Origin of the sequence: Corynebacterium sp. ACRPH (assembly GCF_022347285.1) — a bacterium.
Taxonomy (GTDB): Bacteria; Actinomycetota; Actinomycetes; order Mycobacteriales; family Mycobacteriaceae; genus Corynebacterium.
Window position 1 is genome coordinate 14,832 of record NZ_JAKRND010000015.1, and the last position, 23,112, is coordinate 37,943.

Sequence of the window (23,112 nt, forward strand, 5' to 3'; positions counted from 1 at the left end):
AACCCCTGGTGCTAGAGTATTCGACAGCACGCTAGGGACTGCACCTATGCAACCCGTGTGCTGGAACTGCCGGCGTAGTTTAGTGGTAGAACATCAGCTTCCCAAGCTGAGAGTGCGAGTTCGATTCTCGTCGCCGGCTCAAATTTTTCTCGCCGTGGGGTCAGCTAGTGAGGGGGAGCTAGCTGTCGAACGTGTACAGCATCACGTGCGCGTGCTCGGCCTCGTCCACGCCCTTTTCGACGTATCCGATCTTCTCGTAGACGTGCTTCGCGCGGTCGTTGCCGAAGACGACGCACAGGCTTACGCCCGGCTTGCCGTCGGCCTTCGCCTGGTCCAGCACTGCCTGCATCAGCTTCGTGCCCAGGCCCTTGCCCGTGTTGCCGGGCGCCATGGCGATCGCCACCTCCGGATATTCGGCGGAAACGTAGCCGTAGCCGTGGTTTTCTTCCGTAGAGTCGAGCAGCCATGCTGCGCCGATAGACTCGCCGTTTTCTTCGACGATGACGCCACCTTGTCCCTCGGTCCAGCCATCCACGTAGAAGATTGTGTCCTCGTCGAAGGTGTCCGAGTATTCCTTGTTCGGATCGCCCCAGGTATCCGTCTCAGCGTTCATCTTGTGGATGAATGGGCGGTCGGCTTCGACCGCGCGACGGAAGGTGAATAGTTCAGGGTTTTCTTTGTAAGAAGTCATAGGAGTAAGCGTAGCGAAAGCAACCCCCAGGGCGAAGCTGCTCCGGTGCGGCGCTTGCCCTGGGGGTTGGGGTGAAGAGGCTGGTGAACCCTAGTGCTGTTGAACCTTAGTAGATGTAGATCCGGTCGCCGACGTTCAGCGCGTTGAAGAAATTCTTGGCGTGCGGGGAAGCCAGGTGGATGCAGCCGTGGGACATCACGTTCGGATCACCCTGGTGGAAGGCGTGGCCGTTGTTGGTGAAGTACACGGAGTAGGGCATCGGGGCGTTGCCGTAGGTGCGGGAAACCTCGTTCTTCACCTTGCGGGTGATCACGTGCCAGCCCTTCGGGGTCTCGTAGCCGCGCTTGCCGCTGGAGATCTTCACCGGGCCGTAGCTGGTCTTGCCGCCGCGCTGCAGCCAAGCAGTCTGGTTGCGCAGGTTAACGCAGCCGCGGGCCTGAGCAGGGCACTGAGTGTTGCGCGGAGCGGGACGGTGCTTCGGAGCCGGGCGCGGGGCGGGCTTGTTGGCGCGCTCGCGGGCGGCCAGAGCGCCTGGGGCGAAGAAGTTAGCGGCGTCGTCGGCCGCACGGTTGATCTGGCCGCGTGCGGGCTCTGGCAGACCACGGGTGCTGTTGTGGACGTTATCGCGGGCGCCCAGAACGAAGTTGTTGATGTCCTGCTGGGAGGAGCCCAGAGGAGCGGCGGATGCGGCGCCGGTGCCCAGGGAGGCAGCCATCATGGTTGCGACACCGACACCGGCGAGGCGGCGGCGGAGGGAGTGAGAGTTGGATTTCGTCATAGGCACAGCTTAATGGGTTGCGCCGGGAGTATGTGCACTGAATCACGAGTTAATTCCTAGATTCTTTCCAGAACCACTGCAGTTTTCGAGGGCAATGAAGTTGGCGCGGTAGTTGGCGCGTGGAGGCAGGAAGACAGTTTCGAGAGTTTTCCGCGTTGGTATTCCGTGGTGGCATGCCGTGGTGGGAAACCGCTACAGGGTTCACAGGAAACATCCAGCTATCATGCAGATAGACGCTAATTCTCTGCAGCACAATGAGGTGCATGACAATGCCTAACACCCAGCCGGTGAAGGTTCTCGTCGTCGACGACGAGGCCAATATTTCTGACCTCCTTAAGGTAAGCCTGAAGTTTCAGGGGTTTGATGTGGAAACGGCCGACAACGGCCAAGACGCGCTGGCGCTGGCGGAAACCTACCAACCGGACGCTTTCATCCTGGATGTCATGATGCCCGGCATGGATGGCTTCACCCTCCTCAACAAGCTCCGCGCCGCAGGCCACGATGCCCCGGCGCTCTTCCTTACCGCAAAGGATGGTGTGGAGGACCGAATCCACGGCCTGACCATCGGCGCCGATGACTATGTGACCAAGCCGTTCAGCCTGGAAGAGGTCATTACCCGACTGCGCGTGATCCTGCGCCGTGTGTCTTCCGAGGAAGAGCAGGAATCCAGCCTTATCACCTACGAGGACATCACTCTGGATGACGACATGCACGAGGTCACGAAGGCCGGCGAGATCGTCGACCTATCGCCCACGGAGTTCAAATTGCTGCGCTACCTGCTGGTCAACGCCGAGGTTGTGCTGAGCAAGGCGAAGATCCTGGATCACGTGTGGAACTACGACTTCGGCGGCGACGGCAACGTCGTCGAGTCCTATGTTTCCTACCTGCGCCGCAAGATCGACAAGGAAGAGCCACACCTCATCCAGACCGTCCGCGGTGTGGGTTACGTGTTGCGTAAGCCCCGCAGCTAAAACCTGATTCCTATGTCCAACGCTGATAACACCGGCGCGCCTGAGTCTGCTGAGCCCGCTGTGTCTGAGGCGCCTGCTGTAGGCTCCGCCGTCCCCGTCCGCTCCGGCCATCCTGGGCATTTTCTGTCTCACTATCCGCTGCGCATCTCCCTGGTCGTGGTGATCGCGGTGCTGGTCGCCATGGGGCTAACGGTCTCCGGTGTTTCCGTGACGACCACCCTGCAGCGTTTCCTCATTCAAAGGGTTGACGAGCAGCTGGATCAGGCGACAAACGGTTGGGCCCACCGATCCGGCCTCGCCGACGGCAATTCTGAAGATCAGAGCGCGCCAAGCGGGAGCGACAGCAGCGCTTTGGGGTCGGAAGGCTTCGGTGTGCTGAACCTCCAGCAGCCGCCGAATCCCGTCACCGGTGTTACCCGCCCGCCCAGCGATTTCTACATTCTGGTGGTCGACGACCAGGTCTCCTATGAGTACTTCAACTCCCCGTTGAAGGCCCGCCCCGAGATCCGCGGTCTGGGCCAGCCGACCATGCCTGTGACCGTCGGTTCGCGCGAGGATTCCGGAACGCACATCAGCTGGCGCGCCACCAGTTTCCGCAATGATGACGGCACCATCACGATCGTCGCCCTGCCTCTGGCCGAAGAAGAGCACATTATCTCCCGCCTCGTGCTGCTGCAGGCAGTGATCGGCCTGACGGTCGTCGCGTTCGTCATCTTGGCATCGATGTATCTGGTGCGCCGCGCTTTGCGTCCACTGAACGAGGTGGAACTGACGGCGTCAAAAATTTCGAACGGCGACCTCGGGCAGCGCGTGCCGAACTGGCGGCCCAACACAGAGGTCGGGCGGCTTTCGCAGGCGCTCAACAAGATGCTCGCGCAGATCCAAACGGCGTTCGTCGCCATTGGCGCTTCGGAAAGGCAGGCACGCCGCTCCGAGGCATCGATGCGCCGCTTCATCGGGGATGCTTCGCACGAGCTGCGCACGCCGTTGACGTCGGTGCGCGGCTATGCGGAGCTGTACCAATCGGGTGCTACTGATGACGCCCCCATGGTCATCGACCGTATTTCTGAAGAGGCTGGCCGCATGAGTCTGCTGGTCGAAGACCTCCTCGCGCTGGTCCGCATGGACGAAGGGCGACCGCTGGCGAAGAACCGCGTGGACATGCTGGAACTGGTACTCGAAACCGCGGAGTCGGCGCGGGCCGGCTTCCCGAACCGCACGGTGCAGGTCGTCAACGAAACCGGGGACGTGCCGATCGTCATCGGCGACGTGAACCGCCTGCACCAGGTGCTGGGCAACCTGGTGACCAATGCGCTGCGGCACGCGGGCGAAGACGCAGAGGTGAAGCTGCGCCTGGATAAGCGCGACGGCAACGTGATCGTGGACGTGGAGGACAACGGCCAGGGCATCCCGGCTGAAGATGTGCCGCACCTGTTTGAAAGGTTCTACCGCCCGGACGTTTCGCGCTCCCGCGCTTCGGGCGGCTCGGGGCTGGGGCTGTCGATCGTCAAGGGGCTGGTGGAGGTCCACGGCGGCACGGTCTCCGTGGACAGCGAGGAAGGCAAGGGAACGCGCTTCCGGATCGAGTTGCCCGAAGCGACCGAGGTGGAATAGCGCCCCGCGGGGCATGTGAGGCCGCCCCGCCTACGCTTCTGTATCGTCTTCCTCCAAGCCGTCGAGGAGCGCCAGGTGGACGATGTCCTGCACGTCCGGGTTCGTTGGCAGCTCCTCGTGCTTGCACTTGGACACGCCCAAGTCCTGCAGGAAATAGTTCGTGATGATGGCCTCGCCCGTGTCGTTTGAATGGCCGTCCTCGAGCTGGAAGGTGGTGTGGTCGCTGGGGATGGTGGGCTGCCGGTCACCCAAGAAGGCATTTTCGTGAGGCACCACGGTGGCATCGTTGCGGGTGGCGTAGCAGGTGTAGCGAATGTGGTTGCGAGTTTCGGGGGAGGCCGCCAGGGTTTCCATCAGCGGCGAACCGATGACCTGCTGCATGCCCGCCGCGCCGAAGACCCGCCGAATGGTGGCGGCCGCCACGCGCTGGCTCATGTCCGTGGTAAACATGCCGCCCAACATGCCCATGAGCGTGGTGCCCTGGTGCGGAGCGCCAAGTGTGATGAGGTGGTGGACGTAATCCTCGCCGCCGAGCTCGTTGATCCAATAGCGGGCCAGCAGCCCACCCTGAGAATGCCCCACGATATCCACAGCCTCCGCGCCAGTGGCGGCCAGCACCTGCTCGATGTAAGCGCCGACGTCCTGGGCGGAGGTCGGAATATCCTGCGTACCGTGTACGCCGTAGTCCGGGCTGAACACCACAAAGTCGTCGTCCCGCAAGCGCAGAACCAGGTTCTGCCACACGTTCTTCGAGCTGATCGTCCCGTGGATGAGGATCACCGGATACGGGCGGTCGATGGTGGGGCGGGCCTGCCAGAGATCATCGGCGTAACCGGGGGAGACTTGGCGGGCGCCCAGTGGCGGGTCGGGGATGGCGCCTTGCAGCTGGGGCAACTGCGGGCGAGTCATGCGCCCCGGGATGTCCCAGAGGAAGCGCCCGGTGATGGAAATACTGCTGGCCATGCCGCTGCCAAGGCGGCTAAGCCAGCTGCGGATATCGGGTTCGGGGCCGATGACGTCGCCCGCGTTGGCGGGATCGTAATCATCGTCCGAAGAGTCGCTGCGATAGTTGCCGTAGCCGTCGTAGCTATCGAAGCTATCGGGGTCCTTGAAGCTCTCTGCCACGGCTGCACCCGCCGGGGGATCGACCTCGGCTAGTTCCTCTAGGTCGAGTTCTGGGTCGGGCTCTGGGGCGACCTCGGGGGCAAGCACGTCGTCAGCGTTGTGGGGGCTTTCGGTGTTGTTGTCGTTGTCGTTTTCCACTGGTTATCCACCGCAATGACAATGAAACGAAAGAAGGGGGGGGGCTGGGCTCTAAACTTTCAAGTTTTTAAGCGGAGGGGATCTTCGCCTCGTCTACACCCTGAGCCTGCAGCGCTTGGCGAATCTTAGCCGCCGACTTATCCATCTTCTCCGGATCCGTCTCGTCCATCCGCATCACGTTCTGCAGGCTGTAGCCGGACATGTCGGAAGCCGGGAAAATGTGGATGTGGGCGTGTGGCACCTCGAATCCAGCGATCAGGTAGCCGGCGCGGGGGGCGTCAAAAGCCTCGACGATGGCCTTGCCCACCAGCTGCGCGACCTCGTTGCAGTGAGCCCACGTCGCCGCATCCATATCGGTCCAGCGATCGACCTCCTCGATCGGCACGACCAGCGTGTGGCCGTATGCCGCGGGTTCGATGGTCAAAAACGCCGCCGCGGTTTCGTCGCGGTAGACGATGCGCCCGGGGATCTCGCCGTTCAGGATTTTCGTGAATACCGTAGCCATGCTGCCGATGTTAGCGCGTTAAATGTATCTGGTGGCAGGGGTTGGCTTCGCTAGACTGGGGAACCATGCGCATTCTTGTTATCGGCAGCGGTGCCCGCGAGCACGCACTGGCTTATTCTCTGTCCCTGGATCCCTCCGTCGAACAGGTCCACGTCAGCCCGGGTAACGCCGGCATGACGGCCGTGGCCACCCTGCACCCGGACGGCGATCCGGTGGCCCTGGCCCGCGAGATCGAGGCGGATCTGGTTGTTATCGGCCCCGAGATCCCGCTGGTCGCCGGGGTTGCCGACGAGCTGCGCGCGGCGGGCTTCGCCGTATTCGGCCCGTCGGCCGCCGCCGCACAGATCGAGGGCTCGAAGGCCTTTGCGAAGGACATCATGGCCAAGGCGCAGGTCCGCACCGCCGATGCCGTCGCTGTACCTGTCGGGTCTAGTGATTCTTTTATTGACGCCACCCTCGACAAATTCGGCCCAACCTACGTTGTCAAGGACGATGGACTGGCCGGCGGCAAGGGTGTGGTGGTCACAGTCGACCGAGCAGAAGCCCTGGAGCACATCCACGCCGTGCACGCAGGCGGTAACCCGGTGCTGCTGGAAAGCTTCCTGGACGGCCCCGAGGTTTCCCTGTTCTGCCTGGTGGATGGCGAGACCGTGGTGCCGCTGCTGCCCGCGCAGGATTTCAAGCGAGTAGGGGACAACGACGAGGGCCCAAACACCGGCGGCATGGGCGCCTACACCCCGCTGCCGTGGCTGCCGGAAGACGGCGTGCAGCGCATCGTGACCGAGGTCGTGGAGCCGGTGGCCAAGCAGATGGTCGCCGAGGGCGTGCCCTTCAACGGCCTGCTGTACGCAGGTCTGGCATGGGGCAGCGAAGGCCCGGCCGTAGTGGAGTTCAACTGCCGCTTCGGCGACCCGGAGACTCAGCCCGTGCTGCGCCAGCTGAAGACCCCGCTGGGTGGGGTGCTGAATGCTGTGGCGACCGGCACCCTGGACCAGCTTCCGCCGCTGGAGTGGGAGGACGGTTACGCGCTGACTGTCGTGCTAGCCGCCGAGAACTACCCGGCCAGCCCGGTTACCGGTAAGCCGGTTGTCGGCGCGGAGCCGGGCAACGAATCCCGCGGCATTTTGGCCGCGGGCGTGGCGGAACAGAATGGTCAGCTGGTGAGCTCCGGCGGCCGCGTGCTGAACGTCATCGGCACCGGCGCCACCCTGGCAGAGGCACGTAAGCAGGCCTATGAGACCCTGCAGGGCATCCAGCTGGAAGGTTCGCACTACCGCTCCGACGTCGCCCTTCCCGCAGTTGAGGGCCGCATTTCCATCTAGTGCCCGAGATGTTGTGAGAAAAACTCGCGCATAAGGGTACCGCGCGGGGTGCAATAGGTTTAAAGTATCGACTTGTGATTGCACACCCAGGCGAAAGTCGCCGGCGGGGCTGGCAAGGCTTTAGCCCCGCGCAGCTGGTTTCCGTAAGCTTCCTGCTGCTTATCCTCGCAGGTACAGCGCTGTTGCTGTTGCCCATATCCCGCAGCGGGCCGGAGAGCCCGGAGTTCACCACCGCTCTTTTCACCGCCACCTCGGCCACCTGCCTGACCGGCCTCAGTGTCGTGGACACCGCGACCTACTGGTCCCATTTCGGGCAGGTCGTCATCATGCTGCTGATCCAGGTCGGAGGCCTCGGCATCATGACACTCGCCACGGTAGTGAGTTTCGTTTTGGCCGGACAGATGGGCGTCAAAGGGCGCCTGCGCGCCGCCGCGGAGCAACGCGGAAGGAACCTCGGCGAAATCCGCACCATCATCTTCGGCACCATCGGCTTTTCCCTGGCGGTTGAGCTGGTGATAGCCATCGTGCTGACCTTCCGCTTCGCCTCTGGCTATGGCTACGGCTTCTTGCCGGCGGTGTGGGAGGGTACGTTCCACGCGATCTCCGCGTTCAACAACGCTGGCTTCGGACTGCGCTCCGATAACCTCATTCCCTACGTCAATGACGCGGGCATCATCCTGCCCATCGCCGCCGGCATCGTCATAGGCGGCCTGGGTTTCCCCGTGCTGCTGGAACTGCGGGCGCGGTGGCGTTCGAAGGTGAAGCACCCGCCATCGCTGACCTTGATCTTCACGCTCACCGGCACCGCGATCCTGCTGGTGGTGGGTACGGTCGGCTTCGCGCTGATGGAGTGGACCAACGCCCTGCGCGACCTCACACCGCTATCGGCGCTGCAGGCGGCGTTCTTCCACTCTGTTTCCTCCCGCACGGCCGGCTTCAACTCGGTGGATCTGACGGAGCTGCGCCCATCTTCGCTGATGCTGACGGACTTCCTGATGTTCATAGGCGGCGGCTCGGGCGGCACTGCGGGTGGTGTGAAGGTGACGACCGCCGCGGTGCTGGTGGCGGTGTTGATCGCGGAGGTTCGCGGCGACGATCAGCTCCTGGTCGCCGGCCGGCGCATTCCTAGCCGCATCGTCCGCCAAGCCATGGCGGTGTTCATGATGGCCTTCCTGCTGGTAGGCGGATCCATCATGGCGCTGCAGCTTTTGCTGCCGCAGTACGATTCCCACCAAATCACCTTCGAGACCATCTCCGCTTTCGCCACCGTGGGCCTGACTACCGGCATCACCCCGGAACTTCCGGACTTCGCCCGACTTTGGCTGGTCGTGTTGATGTACCTCGGGCGTATCGGACCCATCACCGTGGTGGCGGCTCTGGCCGCTCGCACTAACCAACGCCTCTATTCCTACCCAGTAGAAAGGCCGTTCATTGGCTAAGCTCTTTTCCCACCCAACCAACCCTCCCGTCGTCATCATCGGTCTGGGCCGCTTCGGCATGGCCCTCGGCGAAGAGCTCGTACAGTCCGGCGTGGAGGTGCTGGGCATCGACGTGGACGAAGTTGTGGTGACGAAAGCCGCCCCGCTACTGACGCACGCGGTCATCGCCGAAACCACCGACCAGGATGCGCTTCGCCAGCTCGGGGTGCAGGATGCCCACCGTGTTGTAATCGGCATCGGTTCAGACATGGGGGCGTCACTACTTACAGCTTCCGCCGTGATGGACCTAGGGGTGCCCAACGTCTGGGCGAAGGCCGACAACCAGCAACACGCGAAGATCCTGACACAGATCGGTGTGCACCACGTAGTGCGACCTGAAAGGGATACTGGGCGGCGCGTGGCGCACCTGATCGCTGGCCACGTGCAGGAATACATCGAGTTCGACCGCGACTTTGCGATGGCAAAGCTGGCGCCCCCGCTGCGCATGCACGGCCGCAAGGTGGAGGAGACCCCGCAGGGGATCGCCATCGTCGCGGTGCGTTCGGCCGATGGGCACTTCTCCACTCCGCCGGCGGAGTACGTGATTCGCTCCGGCGACCTCGTGATCGCCGCGGGGCGGATCAAGGACCTGGAGAAGTTCGCGGATTCCTAAAAGCCAGCGGTACGCATAAACTCGGGGACGTGCCTGCTAAGAAAAATATTTCCAACGTCCTTGCCAACCGCTACGCCTCCCCGGAGATGACCGCCATTTGGTCCCCGGAGGACAAGATCATCATGGAGCGCAAGCTGTGGATCTCCGTCATGAAGGCCCAAGCCGAACTCGGGGTGGAGGTCCCGGCCGAGGCTATCGTAGCCTACGAGAAGGTCATCGAGAACGTAGACCTTGCATCCATCGCCGAGCGCGAAAAGGTCACCCGCCACGACGTGAAGGCCCGCATCGAGGAATTCAATGCGCTGGCCGGCCAGGAGCACATCCACAAGGGCATGACCTCCCGCGACCTGACGGAGAACGTGGAGCAGCTGCAGATCTTTAGTTCCTTGCAGCTGGCCCGCGACAAGGCCGTTGCCGTACTGGCGCGCATCGGCCGTCGCGCGGCGGAGAACCAATCACTGGTGATGGCCGGGCGCTCGCACAACGTGGCCGCCCAGGCAACGACCTTGGGCAAGCGCTTCGCCTCTGCCGCCGATGAGCTGCTGGTGGGGCTCGAGCGCATCGAGGACCTGCTGAGCCGCTACCCGCTGCGTGGCATTAAGGGGCCGATGGGAACCAGCCAGGACATGCTGGACCTGGTCGGCGGCGACGAGTCCAAGCTGGCGGAATTGGAAAGCACCATCGCCGAGAACCTGGGCTTCTCCTGCGTATTCGATTCCGTCGGCCAGGTTTACCCGCGCAGCCTGGACATGGACGCGCTGAGCGCCCTGGCGCAAATCGGTGCTGCCCTGTCCTCGCTGTCGATGACGATTCGCCTGATGGCGGGCAACGAGACCGTCACGGAGGGCTTCAAGGAAGGCCAGGTCGGTTCCTCCGCCATGCCGCACAAGATGAACGCCCGCTCCTGCGAGCGCGTGGGCGGCATGCAGGTCCTGCTGCGCGGCTACCTGACCATGGCCGCCGACCTGGCCGGTGCGCAGTGGAACGAAGGCGACGTGTTCTGCTCTGTGGTTCGTCGCGTTGCTCTTCCGGACGCCTTCTTCACCTTCGACGGCATGTGTGAGACCTTCCTGACCGTCCTGGACGAGTTCGGAGTCTTCCCGGCGATGATCGACCGGGAGCTCGAGCGCTACCTGCCGTTCCTGGCCACCACGCGCATCCTGATGGCAGCCGTGCGCGCCGGGGTAGGCCGCGAGACGGCCCACGAGCTGATCAAGGAGCACGCCGTGGCGGTGGCACTGAACATGCGCGAGAACGGTGGCGACCAGGATCTGGTGCAGCGCCTCGCCGGTGACGACCGCTTCCCGCTGGACGAACCGCAGCTGGAGGAGGCTCTGGCGGATCGCCACGCATTCATCGGCGCGGCCGAGTCCCAGGTGTCCCGCGTTCTGGCGCGCATCGAGGAAGTTAAGAACCGCCACCCGGAGGCCGCTGCCTACACGCCGGGCGAGATTCTGTAGCTGCGGAAACGCCGAAGATTCGCACAGTTCCGGCCACAAATAGTCAAATGCCTGGTACAGGGCTACACTGTCTACTCATGCGTCCAGAACTGTGCGAGTACGAGCACCATTCCGCAGGTAAAGTGCGGGAGATCTACGAAGTCGACGAGGACAACCTGCTGATGGTTGTCAGTGACCGGATCAGTGCCTACGACTACGTCCTTGATACTGAGATCCCAGACAAGGGTCGGGTGCTCACTGCCGTGAGCGCTTTTTTCTTTGACGAGATCGATTTCCCCAACCACCTGGCCGGTGCGTTGGATGACGAGCGGATCCCCGAGTACGTCCTCGGCCGCGCCATGCTGTGCAAGAAGCTGGATATGATCCCCTTCGAGTGCGTGGCCCGCGGTTACCTGACCGGCTCTGGCCTGAAGGAGTACCAGGAAACCGGCAGCGTGTGCGGTGTGGAGCTGCCCGAAGGGCTCGTGGAGGCCTCCCGCCTGCCGGAGCCGATTTTCACCCCGGCCACTAAGGCCGAGCTGGGTGACCACGACGAGAATGTGAGCTTCGACGTGGTCGTTGAGGCTTTGGGGGAGGAGCGCGCTACCGAGCTGCGCGAGGCGACCCTTTCGATCTACAAGAAGGCCGCCGCCATTGCCGAGGAGCGCGGCCTGATCCTCGCCGATACCAAGTTCGAGTTCGGCTTGGATGCCGACGGCACCCTGGTGCTGGCCGATGAGGTTCTGACACCGGACTCCTCCCGCTACTGGCCCGCCGAGGGCTACGAGGAGGGCAAGGTGCAGCCCAGCTTCGATAAGCAGTACGTGCGCAACTGGCTGACCGGTCCGAAGTCCGGCTGGGACAAGTCCGAGGGCACGCCCCCGCCGCCACTGCCGGGCTCCGTGGTGGAGGCCACCCGCTCGCGCTACATCGAGGCCTACGAGAAGCTATCCGGCAAGCGCTTCTCCGACTGGATCGGCCAGTGCGTCTAGGCGACTGCAGCCCCAACCAATTCGGCTCCCAGTAGTCCTGTCTGAGTAGCATGGCGCGTATGCCTAATAACGACGCGCCCCAGAAAGCTAATAACCCGATCGCGGCCCCGCCGATCGCCAAGCAGGTGCCGCACACCCGCACCTTCCACGGCCGCGAGTTCGTCGACAACTACGAGTGGTTGCGTGACAAGGAAAATGCGGAAGTCCGCCAGCACCTAGAGGCGGAAAACGCCTGGACCCTCCAGCAGACGGAGCACCTCAAGCCCCTGCAGGATCGCCTGTTCGAGGAAGTTAAGGCGAGGGTGCAGGAGACGGACATGTCCCTGCCCGTGCGTTCCGAGGGCTGGTGGTACTTCTCCCGCACTGAGGAAGGCAAGAGCTACGGCACCATGTGCCGCGTTCCCATCGCCGACGAAAACGACTGGACCCCGCCGACGATTGAGCCCGGCATCCCCGCGCCGGGCGAGGAGACTTTCCTGAACTGCAACGCCCTAGCCGAGGGCAAGGAGTTCTTTAGCCTGGGCGCGGCCAGCGTGACCAAGGACGGCACGCGCTTGGCCTATTCGGTGGATGAGACCGGCTCCGAGCGCTTCACCCTGCGTATCCGCGACCTCACCACGGGGGAGGACCTGGAAGACGAGATCGAGGATGTCTTCTACGGCGCCACCTGGGTAGGCAGGGATACCGTGTACTACCAGCGCGTGGATGAAGCGTGGCGACCGCACGAGATCTGGCGCCACACAGTCGGTGAGGGCGTCGATAAAGACGAGCTGGTGTACCGCGAAGACGACGAACGATTCTGGACGGGCGTGGCAACCACCCGCTCCGAGCGCTACCTGCTGGTCCACACGGGCTCGAAGATGACCAGCGAGGTGTGGTACCTCGACCTGGAGGATCCGAATGCCGAGCTGACCTGCGTGATCCCGCGCGAAGCCGACGTGGAGTACGGAGTGGATCACGCAGTTGTGGGCGGCCAGGACATGTGGCTGGTGCTGCATAACAAGACCGGTGCGAACAGCGAGCTCGGCTACCACCCAACCGGCCAGATTGCCGCGTGGGACGACGTACAGGCGCTTGTGCCGCACCGCGAGGACGCGCGCCTGGAGGGCGTGGATGTCTTCAGCGACCACATTGTCCTCGAAGCTCGGGAGAATGCGCTGGAGACCAGCTACATCATGAAGCTTGGTGACGCCGACACCTCGACCGTTGACTCTTCCTCCCGGGCCTTCGGCGAGTTCGAGCGGATCGAGTTCCCCGGGGAACTCTGCGGGGTTGGCGCCGTCGGCAACAGCGAATGGGAGAGCCCGGTGCTGCGCGTGGCCTACACTGCCTTCACGACTCCGCCGCGTATCTACGACATCGACCTGGCGACGGGGGAGAAAATCCTGCGCAAGGAACAGCAGGTGCTGGCCGACCCGGACGGCCGGGAGTTCGATCCCGCGCAGTACACCTCGCAGCGGCTGTGGGTTAAGGCCGAGGACGGCGCGCGCATCCCGGTATCCCTCATCCACCGCACGGACGTGGACATCACTCAGGCCAACCCGGTGCTGCTGTACGGCTATGGTTCCTACGAGAACTGCATCGACCCGGGATTCTCCCTGTTCCGGCTGTCCATGCTGGACCGCGGTGTGGTGTACGCCATCGCGCACGTTCGCGGCGGCGGCGAGATGGGCCGACTGTGGTACGACCACGGCAAGGGGCTGGAGAAGCGCAACACGTTTACGGACTTCGTGGCCGTCGCCGACCACCTGCTGCGCGAGGGTATGACCACCCGCGAGCAGATGGTGGCCGAGGGCGGCTCCGCCGGCGGCATGCTGATGGGTGCGGTGGCCAACCTGGCGGGCGATCGCTTCGCGGGCATCGAGGCCGTGGTTCCTTTCGTGGACCCGCTGACCAGCATGCTCATGCCGGAGCTGCCGCTGACCGTAACGGAGTGGGACGAGTGGGGCGACCCCTTCCACGACCCGCAGGTCTACGACTACATGGCGGGCTACGCTCCTTATGAGAACGTCTCAGCCGACCTGGCCTATCCGCCGATCCTGGCGGTGACCAGCCTGAACGACACCCGCGTGCTGTACGTGGAACCCGCGAAGTGGGTGGCCAAGCTGCGTGAGGTGGGGGCCGAGGATACGCTGCTGCGCATCGACATGGAGGCCGGCCACGGCGGCGTATCTGGCCGCTATGCCAAGTGGCGCCAGGCGGCCTTCGAGACCGCCTGGGAGCTGGACAGGATGGGCGCCACCGAGCTGCTGGTGAAGAACACGTCCGACGAGGGGGCGAGCCTTTAACAACTCGACGCTCAGATGTAGGGCGGGTGTTACCTCCCGTTCACCTGTGTTGTGCAGGCTAAGTACCTATGAGCCCCGCACAGACCGTCCCCAACGCCCAGCGTGCCCCCCGCGTTTTGTTGACCATCACGGGTCTGCGCCAGGACACGGTGACCGCGGCCGAGAAAATGCGGGATGCAGCGCGGGCGCTGGACCTGCACGCCGGTTTGGTGCTGACAGTGCAGGGGCCGAACTGGCGGCTGAAGGATGACCAGGCGGCGCTGGAACTGTTCCACGATTCCGCTGCCCGCGGCCACGAGCTGCTGCTCGGCGGGCTCGGGCCGCTGGGTGGGGCGCACGGCAAGGGGGAGTTCCACCGGCTCGGCCGCCACGAGGCAACCCTGCGGCTCTCCGCCGCCACCCGCCAGCTGGATGCTCTCGGGTTGAGCCCGAAGGCCTTCGCCCCGACTCGTTGGCTGGCGTCGGAGGACGCTTTGCAGGCCGCCGGCGAGGTGGGTTTCGCAGTCGCGGCGGATGCGTACACCATCCGGGACCTCATCAATGAAAAGCGCCATCCGGTGCGTGTGCTCGCGTTCGGCGATGGCTTTGGGTCGGTGAAGTGGTGGCGTCGCAACGTCCTCAACAGCGCGCGCCGCAGCGCCGCAAAGGGCAAAGACATCCGCCTTTCCATCAGCGCGGCGAAGGCCGGAAAGGACGACGTGGCGGGCGATATGCTGCGCATTCTCGAGTTGCTGCGCGAGGCCGGCTACGAGTCCGCGAACTACTGCGATTACGTGGAACGCCAGCAGGCATCTGTAGCTTAAGGGTGCGGTCGCCCAGCAGTGTTACGATGGGGCGGTAACCTACCGGGAAATTACCGCAAAGCTGGGAGAATGTAGAAGCCATGGCTCGTGTTGTCGTCAACGTTATGCCCAAGAAGGAAATCCTCGATCCGCAGGGTCAGGCCGTCGTTCGTGCCCTGGGCCGCATCGGCATCAGTGGGGTAGAGGACGTGCGTCAGGGGAAGCGCTTTGAGCTGGAGGTCGGCGAGGGGGTCTCGCGCGAGGATCTGGAGAAGATCGCCTCCGACCTGCTGGCAAACACCGTGATCGAGGACTACGACGTGGTTATCGAAGGCGCAGATGTGGAGGCTAAGTAAGTGACCATCCGCATTGGAGTGATCACCTTCCCCGGCACCCTCGACGATGTCGATGCCGTGCGCGCAGTGCGCCTGGCGGGTGCGGAGCCGGTGGGGCTGTGGCACGCAGACGAGGACCTGAAGAACGTCGACGCTGTGGTTGTCCCCGGCGGCTTTTCCTACGGCGACTACCTGCGCGCCGGTGCCATCGCCGCTATCGCCCCGGCAATGAAGTCCGTGGTGGCCGCCGCGGAGCGCGGTACCCCGGTGCTGGGGATCTGCAACGGCTTCCAGATTTTGCAGGAAGCCGGCCTGCTGCCAGGTGCCCTCACCCGTAACGAGGGGCTGCACTTCGTGTGCCGCGACATCTACCTGGAGGTGGAAAACACTTCCACGGCATGGACCAACCAGTTCGCCGAGGGCAGCAAGATCCTGGTGCCGTCCAAGCACGGTGAGGGGCGCTTCCAGGCCAGCGACGAGACGCTGGAGCGCCTGGAGGGTGAAGGTCGCGTGGTGTTCCGCTACGTCGAGAACCACAATGGTTCCCGCAACTCGATCGCCGGAGTGTGCAGCGATAACGGTCGCGTGGTTGGCCTGATGCCGCACCCGGAGCACGCCGTGGAAACCCTGACCGGCCCGTCCTTGGATGGCCTGGGGCTGTTCCAGTCCGTTCTGTCCACGCTCGTTTCCTAATCTTTCTTCTTACAAGGAGCACCCGATCCTCATGATTCACAACGACACGGTCGCCGATGCTAAGGCCAACCCGGACCTGGAGCAGCCGTATCACGAGCTGGGCCTAAAGGACGACGAGTACGCGCGCATCAAGGAACTGCTGGGCCGCCGTCCGACCGATGCGGAGCTGGCCATGTACTCCGTCATGTGGTCCGAGCACTGCTCGTACAAGTCCTCGAAGACGCACCTGCGCTACTTCGGTGAGACCACGACCGAAGAGATGAAGTCCAAGATGCTCGCCGGTATCGGTGAGAACGCTGGCGTGATTGACATCGGCGATGGCCACGCGGTGACCTTCAAGGTTGAGTCCCACAACCACCCCTCTTATGTGGAGCCCTACCAGGGCGCAGCTACCGGCGTGGGCGGCATCGTCCGCGACATCATGGCAATGGGCGCGCGCCCGGTGGCTGTGATGGATCAGCTGCGTTTCGGCCCGGCCGACTTACCGGATACCCAGCGCGTGCTGCCCGGCGTGGTCGCGGGTGTGGGCGGTTATGGCAACTCTCTGGGGTTGCCGAACATTGGCGGCGAGACTGTTTTTGACGCCACCTACGCGGGTAACCCGCTAGTAAATGCACTGTGCGTGGGCACTTTGAAGACCGAAGACCTCAAGCTGGCCTTCGCCTCTGGCACGGGCAACCGAGTGATCCTTTTCGGCTCCCGCACGGGTCTGGACGGCATCGGTGGCGTGTCCGTGCTGGCCTCGGACACCTTTGAGGAAGGCGCAGAGCGCAAGCTGCCCGCCGTGCAGGTGGGCGACCCCTTCGCGGAGAAGGTACTGATTGAGTGCTGCCTGGACCTGTACCGCGCCAACGTGGTGGTGGGTATTCAGGACCTCGGCGGCGCCGGGCTTTCCTGTGCCACCGCAGAGCTGGCTTCCGCTGGCGACGGCGGCATGCACATCAACCTGGACAATGTGCACCTGCGCGCCGAGGGCATGACCGCCGCGGAGATCTTGTCCTCCGAGTCGCAGGAGCGCATGTGCGCCGTCGTGGAGCCGGAGAACGTGGATGCGTTCATGGAGATCTGCCGCAAGTGGGACGTGCTGGCCTCCGACATCGGCAGCGTGACCGACGGCGAGCACCTTGTCATCGAACACTGCGGTGAAATCGTGGTGGACGCTTCGGCGCACACCATGGCTGAGGAAGGTCCGGTCTACGAGCGCCCCTACGAGCGCCCGGCGGAGCAGGAAGAGCTGAACGAGGCCCGCGGCGTGGAGCTGCCGGAGACCTCCCAGGAGGTTCGCCAACAGATCCTGGACCTGGCGGCCTCCCCGGCGCTGTGCTCCCGCGAGTTCATTACCGAGCAGTATGACCGCTACGTGCGCGGCAACACTGTTGCGGCCAAGGACGCGGACGCGGGCGTGCTGCGCATCGACGAGGAGACCGGTCGCGGCATCGCCGTTTCTACCGACGCCTCCGGCCGTTACACCCGCCTGGATCCCCGCACTGGCGCCCAGCTGGCGTTGGCTGAGGCCTACCGCAACGTCTCCGTCACGGGCTCCACTCCGGTGGCAGTGTCCAACTGCCTGAACTTCGGTTCCCCGGAGGATCCGGGCGTGATGTGGCAGTTCCGCGAGGCCGTGCACGGCCTGGCCGATGGTTGCAAGGAGATGGGCATTCCGGTCACCGGCGGCAACGTCTCCTTCTACAACCAGACCGGCGACACCGCCATTCTGCCGACCCCGGTCATCGCGGTGCTGGGCACCATCGACGACTGCGCTCGCCGAATTCCACAGCAGCTGCCGAAGCCGGCTGCCGAGGGGGAGAAGCAGGAGGAGTACCACCTGGTCCTGGTGGGCGCGGAAACCCGCGGGGAGCTCGGCGGCTCCATCTGGCAGCAGGTCGTCCACGACGAGCTGGCCGGCATGCCGCCGCAGGTGGACCTGTCCGTGGAGCAGCGCCTGGGCGCCTTCATCACCGCGCAGCGCGACAAGATCGTCGCCGCCCACGACCTCTCCGAGGGCGGCCTGTCGCAAGCTGTCGTAGAGCTGGCAATCCAGTCCGGCCGCGGAGTGGCCGTGAACCCGATGCTCAGCCAGCACGAGTCCGCCGCCGTGGAAGGTCGCACGCTGGCTCAGCAGGCGGCAGTGGGGCTGTTCTCCGAGACTGCCTCCCGCGTGCTGCTGGCAGTGCGCAGCGAGGACTACGGCGACCTGATGCGCGAACTGGCTGAGACCGGCCTGACCGGCGGCTGGATCGGCCTGACCGGCGTGAACGACGCGGCAGACCAGCCGGTCATTCGCTTTGGCTCCGGCGTGTACCCGGTGCTGCCCTTCGGCGGGGAGGTCGAGCTTGACCCGGCCAAGGAGCACGACGAGGACTTCGACGTCGTTATCGCCCTGGAGGCGGCCGAGAATGCGTGGACGTCCACGCTGCCCGCGCTGTTTAGCCACGCGGCAGGCAACAACTCCGTCATCTAAGGTGCCGAAGAGTAAGGCGCTGAAGAGCTAGAGCCCCTTTTGCTATGCGCCGTGCGGAGCATGCAGCGGGCGGGAGTAGCGCCCGGCTCCCCGGGCGTTACTCCACGAAGCGGAAGTCGCGGTTGCTGGGGCTCACCAGCGGCCGCGGCAGGAACTCCTTGCGCAGGTTACGCAGCGTGGCGGCGTGCTCCTCCAGGCGCTTATCCTCGCTGGTCACCGGCGTGTACTTGCGTGCCTGCAGCGGGTTGCCGTCCAGGTCGATGGCGATGTACGTCATGGATGCGTGGATGGCCACCGGCAGGTTGCCCTTGCCCTCGCGCGGGTCGCCCGCGCGCAGGTGCACCATCACCGTCATCGAACGCTCGTCGGTGCGCACCAGGCGTGCATCCACCTCCACGAGGTCACCGATGTGCACCGGGCGGTAGAAGCGAATGCCACCGGCGTACACCGCGGTGGTGCGCTCACCGGTCCACTGCATGGTGCAGGCGGTGGCCGCCTCGTCGATCCATTCCATGGCGGTACCACCGTGCACGTTGCCGCCCCAGTTCACGTCCGTCGGCTTCGCCAGGAACCGGTTCACCAGCTCCGGCGCGGTGGACTTTTCGGTGTAGGTCTGGCGCAGCATCTCCTCTTCGATGGCCTTGCGCAGCTGGATGCGGGAAAGCGCGGCATCTTCCACGCGCTTTTCCTCGTCGGTCGTCGGCACGTAGGAGGGGATCTGCTTGGACTTACCGTTTTCGTCCAGGGCGACGAAGATCACCAGGCAGTCGCAGGCGCGGGTGAACACGCCCTCGCGCGGGTCGGCGGACAGCACCTCGTTGACGATGTGCATGGAGCTGCGGCCGGTGTAGGCGATGCGGCTGCGGACCTCCACCATGTGGCCCGAGGGGATCGGGCGGGTGAAGTGGATGTGGCCCACGTAGGCGGTAACGCAATAAGACTGAGCCCAGCCGACGGCGCAGGCGTAGGCGGCCTTATCGATCCACTCCAGTACGCGCCCGCCGTGTACGCCCATCGCCCCTGCCATCAGCACGTCCGTCGGAGCGGCGAGAAAGCGCAGCGTCACCTTTGGGCTGCGCTCTTGGGGAGCCTCCGCCGTGTTATCAGATGCATTGTGCTCGCTCGGGGTGGTGTTTTCTGCGCTGTCCGCCACGGGTCACTGCCTTCCTTAAAATCCCTGTACTAAATTCCCTGTACTTCTTTTGTGTTCAACTCCCCAATACTAACGCGCCCCACACTTCGGCGTTCGTTAGAGCACTACAATTTCCGCACTACAATTCCCAGGCATGAAGCATTTACATGGCCCGGAACTATCCGCCGTTGCTCGCAACGCCGTTGAAGCGGTATTGCCTTGGGTGAATAACCCCGCGGAGCAGCCGCGTCCGCCACGTGCCGACGTAGCTGCGGCGGTTCGCCTGTCCGCGGCTGTCCTGGAGGAGCTGGCCCCCGGCCATTCCGTCGAGGTGCGCATTCCTCCCTTTGCCGCCGTCCAGTGCATCGCGGGCCTGGAGCATCGCCGTGGCACTCCGCCCAATGTGGTGCAGTGCTCACCGATTACGTGGTTGCGCTTGGTGGTGGGGGTTGAGGATCTTTCTGGTTCGGACGCCGACACTTCCGGCACCCGCGCCTCCGCCATCGCCAAGCACCTTCCACTGTTGAGAATGTGAGGTCGCTCAGCCGGCGAAAGGGCATCCCTTTGGGTTAGTGCGGATGGGCTAGTAGAGTCGGCATAGTGGCAAACATTCAAGGCCAGAGAAAACAAGCAGAGGCAGAACCGTTGCTGAGCCCGTTCGACGACCGAGGCGAAACCGAGCCCCGGGAGGAATGTGGCGTATTCGGGGTATGGGCGCCGGGGGAGGACGTCTCTAAGCTGACGTACTACGGCCTGTACGCGCTGCAGCACCGAGGCCAGGAGGCCGCGGGTATCGCGGTGGGGGATGGCGACCAGATCGTCGTGTTCAAGGATCTGGGTCTGGTCAGTCAGGTGTTTGACGAGCAGTCGCTCGAGGCCCTCAAGGGCCACATCGGCATGGGGCACAACCGCTACACCACCGCTGGTGGTAATAGCTGGGAGAACGCGCAGCCCATGTTCCGCATGGCACCCGACGGAACCGACGTGGCTCTGGGCCACAACGGCAATCTGGTGAATCACCGCGAGCTCACCCAGGAGGCCGCCCGGTTGGGGCTGGTGGATCCGAAGGACAACCCCTCTGATTCGCTGGTCATGTGCGCCCTGCTAGCCGCCGACACCCGCGAGGGGCACGGCGTGGAGGAAGCAGCCATGGAGCTGTTCCCCAAGGTCAAGGGCGCCTTCTGCGTGCTGTTTACCGATGGTGACGCACTGTACGCCGTTCGAGACCCGCAGGGCGTGCGCCCTCTGTCCATCGGCCAGTTGGCCAGCGGCGGCTGGGTCGTTGCTTCCGAAACCGCGGCGCTGGACATCGTGGGCGCGCGTTTCGTCCGCGATGTCGAGCCGGGCGAGCTGGTGGCCATCGACGGCGACGGCGTGCGTTCCCGCCGCTTTGCGGAGACGAAGCACAAGGGCTGCGTGTTCGAGTACGTCTACCTGGCTCGCCCGGATTCCGTCATCCGCGGCCGGTCGGTGAACGGCACCCGCCTGGAGATCGGCCGCAAGCTGGCCGAGGAGGCTCCGGCGGAGGGCGACCTGGTGATTCCCGTGCCGGAGTCCGGTACGCCCGCGGCGGTGGGTTACGCCCAGGCCTCGCACATTCCCTTTGGCCAGGGGTTGATGAAGAACGCCTACGTGGGGCGCACCTTCATCCAGCCCTCGCAGACCATCCGCCAACTGGGTATCCGCCTGAAGCTAAACCCCCTGCGTGAGGTCATCGAGGGCAAGCGCCTGGTCGTGGTGGACGATTCCATTGTCCGCGGAAACACCCAGCGCGCGCTGATTAAGATGCTGCGTGAGGCCGGGGCGAAGGAAGTGCACGTTCGCATTGCTTCGCCGCCCGTAAAGTGGCCGTGTTTCTACGGCATCGACTTCGCCTCGCCCACCGAGTTGATTGCGAATAATGTGGATCCTTCGGATCCGGTGGAGGGAATTCGCCGGGAGATCGACGCGGACTCCCTAGCATTCGTTTCTACCGAGGCGATGATTGAGGCGTCACAACAAAGCAGCGATGAGCTGTGCGCGGCGTGCTTCGACGGCGTGTTCCCGCTGGGCATGCCGAGCGACAACCCGAACACGGCATTGGTAGAAACGATGCTGAAGCAGCAGGCGAAGAATTAGGAAAGCAAGGACAAGCCATGAGTGAGCACCCCGATAACACCCCGAAGCAGGCAGAGGGCGCATCGTACGCTGCTGCCGGTGTAGACATTGAGGCCGGCGATCGCGCAGTAGAGCTTTTCGCACCGCTGGCTAAGAAGGCCACCCGCCCCGAGGTGCGCGGCGACCTCGGTGGCTTCGCCGGCCTGTTCGCGCTGGGGGATTATGAAAAGCCGCTGTTGGCTGCGTCCTCCGACGGCGTGGGCACCAAGCTGGCCGTGGCCCAGGCTATGGACAAGCACGATACGATCGGCCGCGACCTGGTCGCCATGTGTGTGGATGACCTGGTGGTCTGCGGTGCCGAGCCGCTGTTCCTGCAGGATTACATCGCCATCGGCAAGGTCGTGCCAGAGCACGTTGCCAGCATCGTCTCCGGCATCGCCGCGGGCTGTGAGGAAGCCGGTTGTGCGTTGCTGGGCGGCGAGACCGCTGAGCACCCGGGCGTGATGGAGCCGCACGAGTACGACGTCTCCGCCACCTCTGTCGGCGTGGTCGAAGAGGCCAACCTGCTGGGTCCGGATCGCGTGCGACCGGGTGACGTGGTGATCGCCATGGCCTCCTCCGGCCTGCACTCCAACGGCTACTCCCTGGCGCGCCACGTGTTGCTGGATACCAAGCAGCTGCCGCTGGACGGGCACGTCGAATCCCTCGGCCGCACGCTGGGGGAGGAGCTGCTGGAGCCCACCCGCATCTACGCCCTCGATTGCCTGAAGCTGGCCAGCGAGTGTGACGTTCACACCTTCGCCCACATCACCGGCGGTGGTCTGGCCGCCAACCTGGGGCGCGTGATCCCGGACGGCCTGGTCGCGGAGTTGGAGCGTTCCTCCTGGACCCCTGGCCCGATCTTCCGCCTGATCCAGGAGGAAGGCCAGGTCTCACAGGAGGAGATGGAGAAGACCTTCAACATGGGCGTGGGCATGGTCGCCGTAGTGGCGGAAGATGATGCCGAGCGCGCACTGGCGATGCTGACCGCCCGCCACATCGATGCCTGGCGCCTGGGCGAGGTTCGCCCGGCACAGGACGGCCAGTCCGGCGCGATCCTGGATGGCGAGTACCGCAGCCCCGTGAACTAGATCTAAGTTGGCTGAACTGGGCCCCAACGGGGCTCAGGCCAAGAAAAACTCCCGCGCTGTGCTTTTCAAAAAGCACCAGCTGCGGGAGTTTTTAGTGAATAGGTTGGCTTTTACCGCGACCCGTTGGAGTATTTGTCCTCGTAGTCGTCGGCGTACTCGTCGCTGTAGTCGTCGTATTCTGCAGCGAAATCGCTGTAGTCATCCTCGTACTCGTCGTACTCGCTACCGCCGCGGGAACCGGAACCCCGGTTCTGCGACTGGCCAGAGAGTTCCCTCTGCAGCCTCTCCAGATCCATTTCCGGAGCATTGTACTTCAACTGACGAGCAACCTTGGCTTGCTTTGCCTTGGCACGGCCGCGACCCATGGCCTGACCCCCTTGCGGTGTCCTCGAGTGGCGCGGGAGTTCGGCCACCCTTTTCGTTTACAAGTTAAGTTTCTTCCTGCCCTACACCATAGCGGTTAGCAATCATTTTTTCCCAAAAGCCCCCTCCCACCGAAGACGTAGGCGCGGGGGTTTCCACGCCGAA

Annotated in this window: 21 protein-coding genes and 1 tRNA gene; 16 read left to right on the plus strand and 6 right to left on the minus strand. The window is 64.1% G+C overall.

Going from position 1 to position 23,112, the window contains the following annotated elements:
* Positions 1-68: 68 nt before the first annotated feature.
* A tRNA-Gly gene (locus tag MHX66_RS08340) sits at positions 69-139 on the plus strand.
* 39 nt (positions 140-178) lie between these two features.
* On the opposite strand, the gene MHX66_RS08345 is transcribed toward MHX66_RS08340, so the two are convergent.
* Entirely contained in the window at positions 179-691 is a 513-nt protein-coding gene (locus MHX66_RS08345; protein ID WP_239202176.1) for a GNAT family N-acetyltransferase, read from the minus strand.
* Between the two features lie 106 nt (positions 692-797).
* A complete protein-coding gene (locus MHX66_RS08350) occupies positions 798-1,469 on the minus strand; it encodes a L,D-transpeptidase (protein WP_239202178.1) in 672 nt (223 codons plus the stop codon).
* 263 nt (positions 1,470-1,732) lie between these two features.
* On the opposite strand from MHX66_RS08350, the gene MHX66_RS08355 reads away from it, so the two are divergent.
* A complete protein-coding gene (locus tag MHX66_RS08355) occupies positions 1,733-2,440 on the plus strand; it encodes a response regulator transcription factor (protein WP_035004640.1) in 708 nt (235 codons plus the stop codon).
* 12 nt (positions 2,441-2,452) lie between these two features.
* The gene (locus MHX66_RS08360) at positions 2,453-4,054 is read left to right on the plus strand and encodes a cell wall metabolism sensor histidine kinase WalK (protein WP_239202180.1); all 1,602 of its coding nucleotides are present in this window, start codon (positions 2,453-2,455) and stop codon (positions 4,052-4,054) included.
* 30 nt (positions 4,055-4,084) lie between these two features.
* Here the strand turns inward: MHX66_RS08360 and MHX66_RS08365 are convergent, their stop codons facing one another.
* On the minus strand, positions 4,085-5,317 hold the full coding sequence (locus MHX66_RS08365; protein ID WP_239202182.1) for an alpha/beta fold hydrolase: 1,233 nt from the start codon (positions 5,315-5,317) through the stop codon (positions 4,085-4,087).
* Positions 5,318-5,384: 67 nt separating this feature from the next.
* The gene (locus tag MHX66_RS08370) at positions 5,385-5,822 is read right to left on the minus strand and encodes an HIT family protein (RefSeq protein ID WP_239202184.1); all 438 of its coding nucleotides are present in this window, start codon (positions 5,820-5,822) and stop codon (positions 5,385-5,387) included.
* A 65-nt stretch (positions 5,823-5,887) separates the two neighbouring features.
* Here MHX66_RS08370 and purD point away from each other — a divergent pair, with 65 nt between their 5' ends.
* From purD to purL, 10 genes are all read left to right on the plus strand, one after another.
* A complete protein-coding gene (purD, locus tag MHX66_RS08375) occupies positions 5,888-7,144 on the plus strand; it encodes a phosphoribosylamine--glycine ligase (protein WP_239202186.1) in 1,257 nt (418 codons plus the stop codon).
* A 74-nt stretch (positions 7,145-7,218) separates the two neighbouring features.
* Positions 7,219-8,583, plus strand: coding sequence for a potassium transporter TrkG (locus MHX66_RS08380; RefSeq protein WP_239202188.1), 1,365 nt, complete (start codon positions 7,219-7,221; stop codon positions 8,581-8,583).
* On the plus strand, positions 8,576-9,235 hold the full coding sequence (locus tag MHX66_RS08385; RefSeq protein ID WP_255717331.1) for a TrkA family potassium uptake protein: 660 nt from the start codon (positions 8,576-8,578) through the stop codon (positions 9,233-9,235). Before MHX66_RS08380 ends, MHX66_RS08385 begins: the two co-directional genes overlap by 8 nt.
* Positions 9,236-9,264: 29 nt before the next feature.
* Positions 9,265-10,695 (plus strand): adenylosuccinate lyase, encoded by a 1,431-nt coding sequence (purB, locus tag MHX66_RS08390; protein WP_239202190.1) that lies wholly within the window; start codon positions 9,265-9,267, stop codon positions 10,693-10,695.
* A 77-nt stretch (positions 10,696-10,772) separates the two neighbouring features.
* A complete protein-coding gene (locus MHX66_RS08395; RefSeq protein WP_239202192.1) occupies positions 10,773-11,666 on the plus strand; it encodes a phosphoribosylaminoimidazolesuccinocarboxamide synthase in 894 nt (297 codons plus the stop codon).
* Between the two features lie 50 nt (positions 11,667-11,716).
* Positions 11,717-13,954 carry a S9 family peptidase gene (locus MHX66_RS08400; RefSeq protein ID WP_239202194.1) on the plus strand — a complete coding sequence of 746 codons (2,238 nt, stop codon included), beginning with the start codon at positions 11,717-11,719 and terminating at the stop codon, positions 13,952-13,954.
* Positions 13,955-14,022: 68 nt separating this feature from the next.
* The gene (locus MHX66_RS08405) at positions 14,023-14,757 is read left to right on the plus strand and encodes a DUF2334 domain-containing protein (protein WP_239202196.1); all 735 of its coding nucleotides are present in this window, start codon (positions 14,023-14,025) and stop codon (positions 14,755-14,757) included.
* A gap of 80 nt (positions 14,758-14,837) precedes the next feature.
* The gene (gene purS, locus MHX66_RS08410; protein ID WP_034986132.1) at positions 14,838-15,092 is read left to right on the plus strand and encodes a phosphoribosylformylglycinamidine synthase subunit PurS; all 255 of its coding nucleotides are present in this window, start codon (positions 14,838-14,840) and stop codon (positions 15,090-15,092) included.
* On the plus strand, positions 15,093-15,764 hold the full coding sequence (gene purQ / locus MHX66_RS08415) for a phosphoribosylformylglycinamidine synthase subunit PurQ (protein WP_239202198.1): 672 nt from the start codon (positions 15,093-15,095) through the stop codon (positions 15,762-15,764). It begins immediately after the preceding gene.
* A 31-nt stretch (positions 15,765-15,795) separates the two neighbouring features.
* Positions 15,796-18,225, plus strand: a complete 2,430-nt coding sequence (purL, locus tag MHX66_RS08420; RefSeq protein WP_239202200.1) for a phosphoribosylformylglycinamidine synthase subunit PurL — start codon at positions 15,796-15,798, stop codon at positions 18,223-18,225.
* A 97-nt stretch (positions 18,226-18,322) separates the two neighbouring features.
* Here purL and MHX66_RS08425 read toward each other — a convergent pair whose 3' ends face one another.
* Positions 18,323-19,378: an acyl-CoA thioesterase gene (locus MHX66_RS08425; protein ID WP_370646292.1), complete on the minus strand. Its 1,056-nt coding sequence runs from the start codon at positions 19,376-19,378 to the stop codon at positions 18,323-18,325.
* A 133-nt stretch (positions 19,379-19,511) separates the two neighbouring features.
* On the opposite strand from MHX66_RS08425, the gene MHX66_RS08430 reads away from it, so the two are divergent.
* The 3 genes from MHX66_RS08430 (at position 19,512) to purM (ending at position 22,584) form a co-directional block, all read left to right on the plus strand.
* Complete coding sequence (locus MHX66_RS08430) at positions 19,512-19,892, plus strand: sterol carrier family protein (protein ID WP_239202202.1); 381 nt, start codon at positions 19,512-19,514, stop codon at positions 19,890-19,892.
* 110 nt (positions 19,893-20,002) lie between these two features.
* A complete protein-coding gene (gene purF, locus MHX66_RS08435; RefSeq protein WP_239202251.1) occupies positions 20,003-21,475 on the plus strand; it encodes an amidophosphoribosyltransferase in 1,473 nt (490 codons plus the stop codon).
* Positions 21,476-21,492: 17 nt separating this feature from the next.
* Positions 21,493-22,584: a phosphoribosylformylglycinamidine cyclo-ligase gene (purM, locus tag MHX66_RS08440; RefSeq protein ID WP_239202204.1), complete on the plus strand. Its 1,092-nt coding sequence runs from the start codon at positions 21,493-21,495 to the stop codon at positions 22,582-22,584.
* Between the two features lie 110 nt (positions 22,585-22,694).
* Here the strand turns inward: purM and MHX66_RS08445 are convergent, their stop codons facing one another.
* Positions 22,695-22,949 carry a DUF3073 domain-containing protein gene (locus tag MHX66_RS08445; protein ID WP_239202206.1) on the minus strand — a complete coding sequence of 85 codons (255 nt, stop codon included), beginning with the start codon at positions 22,947-22,949 and terminating at the stop codon, positions 22,695-22,697.
* Positions 22,950-23,112: the final 163 nt, after the last annotated feature.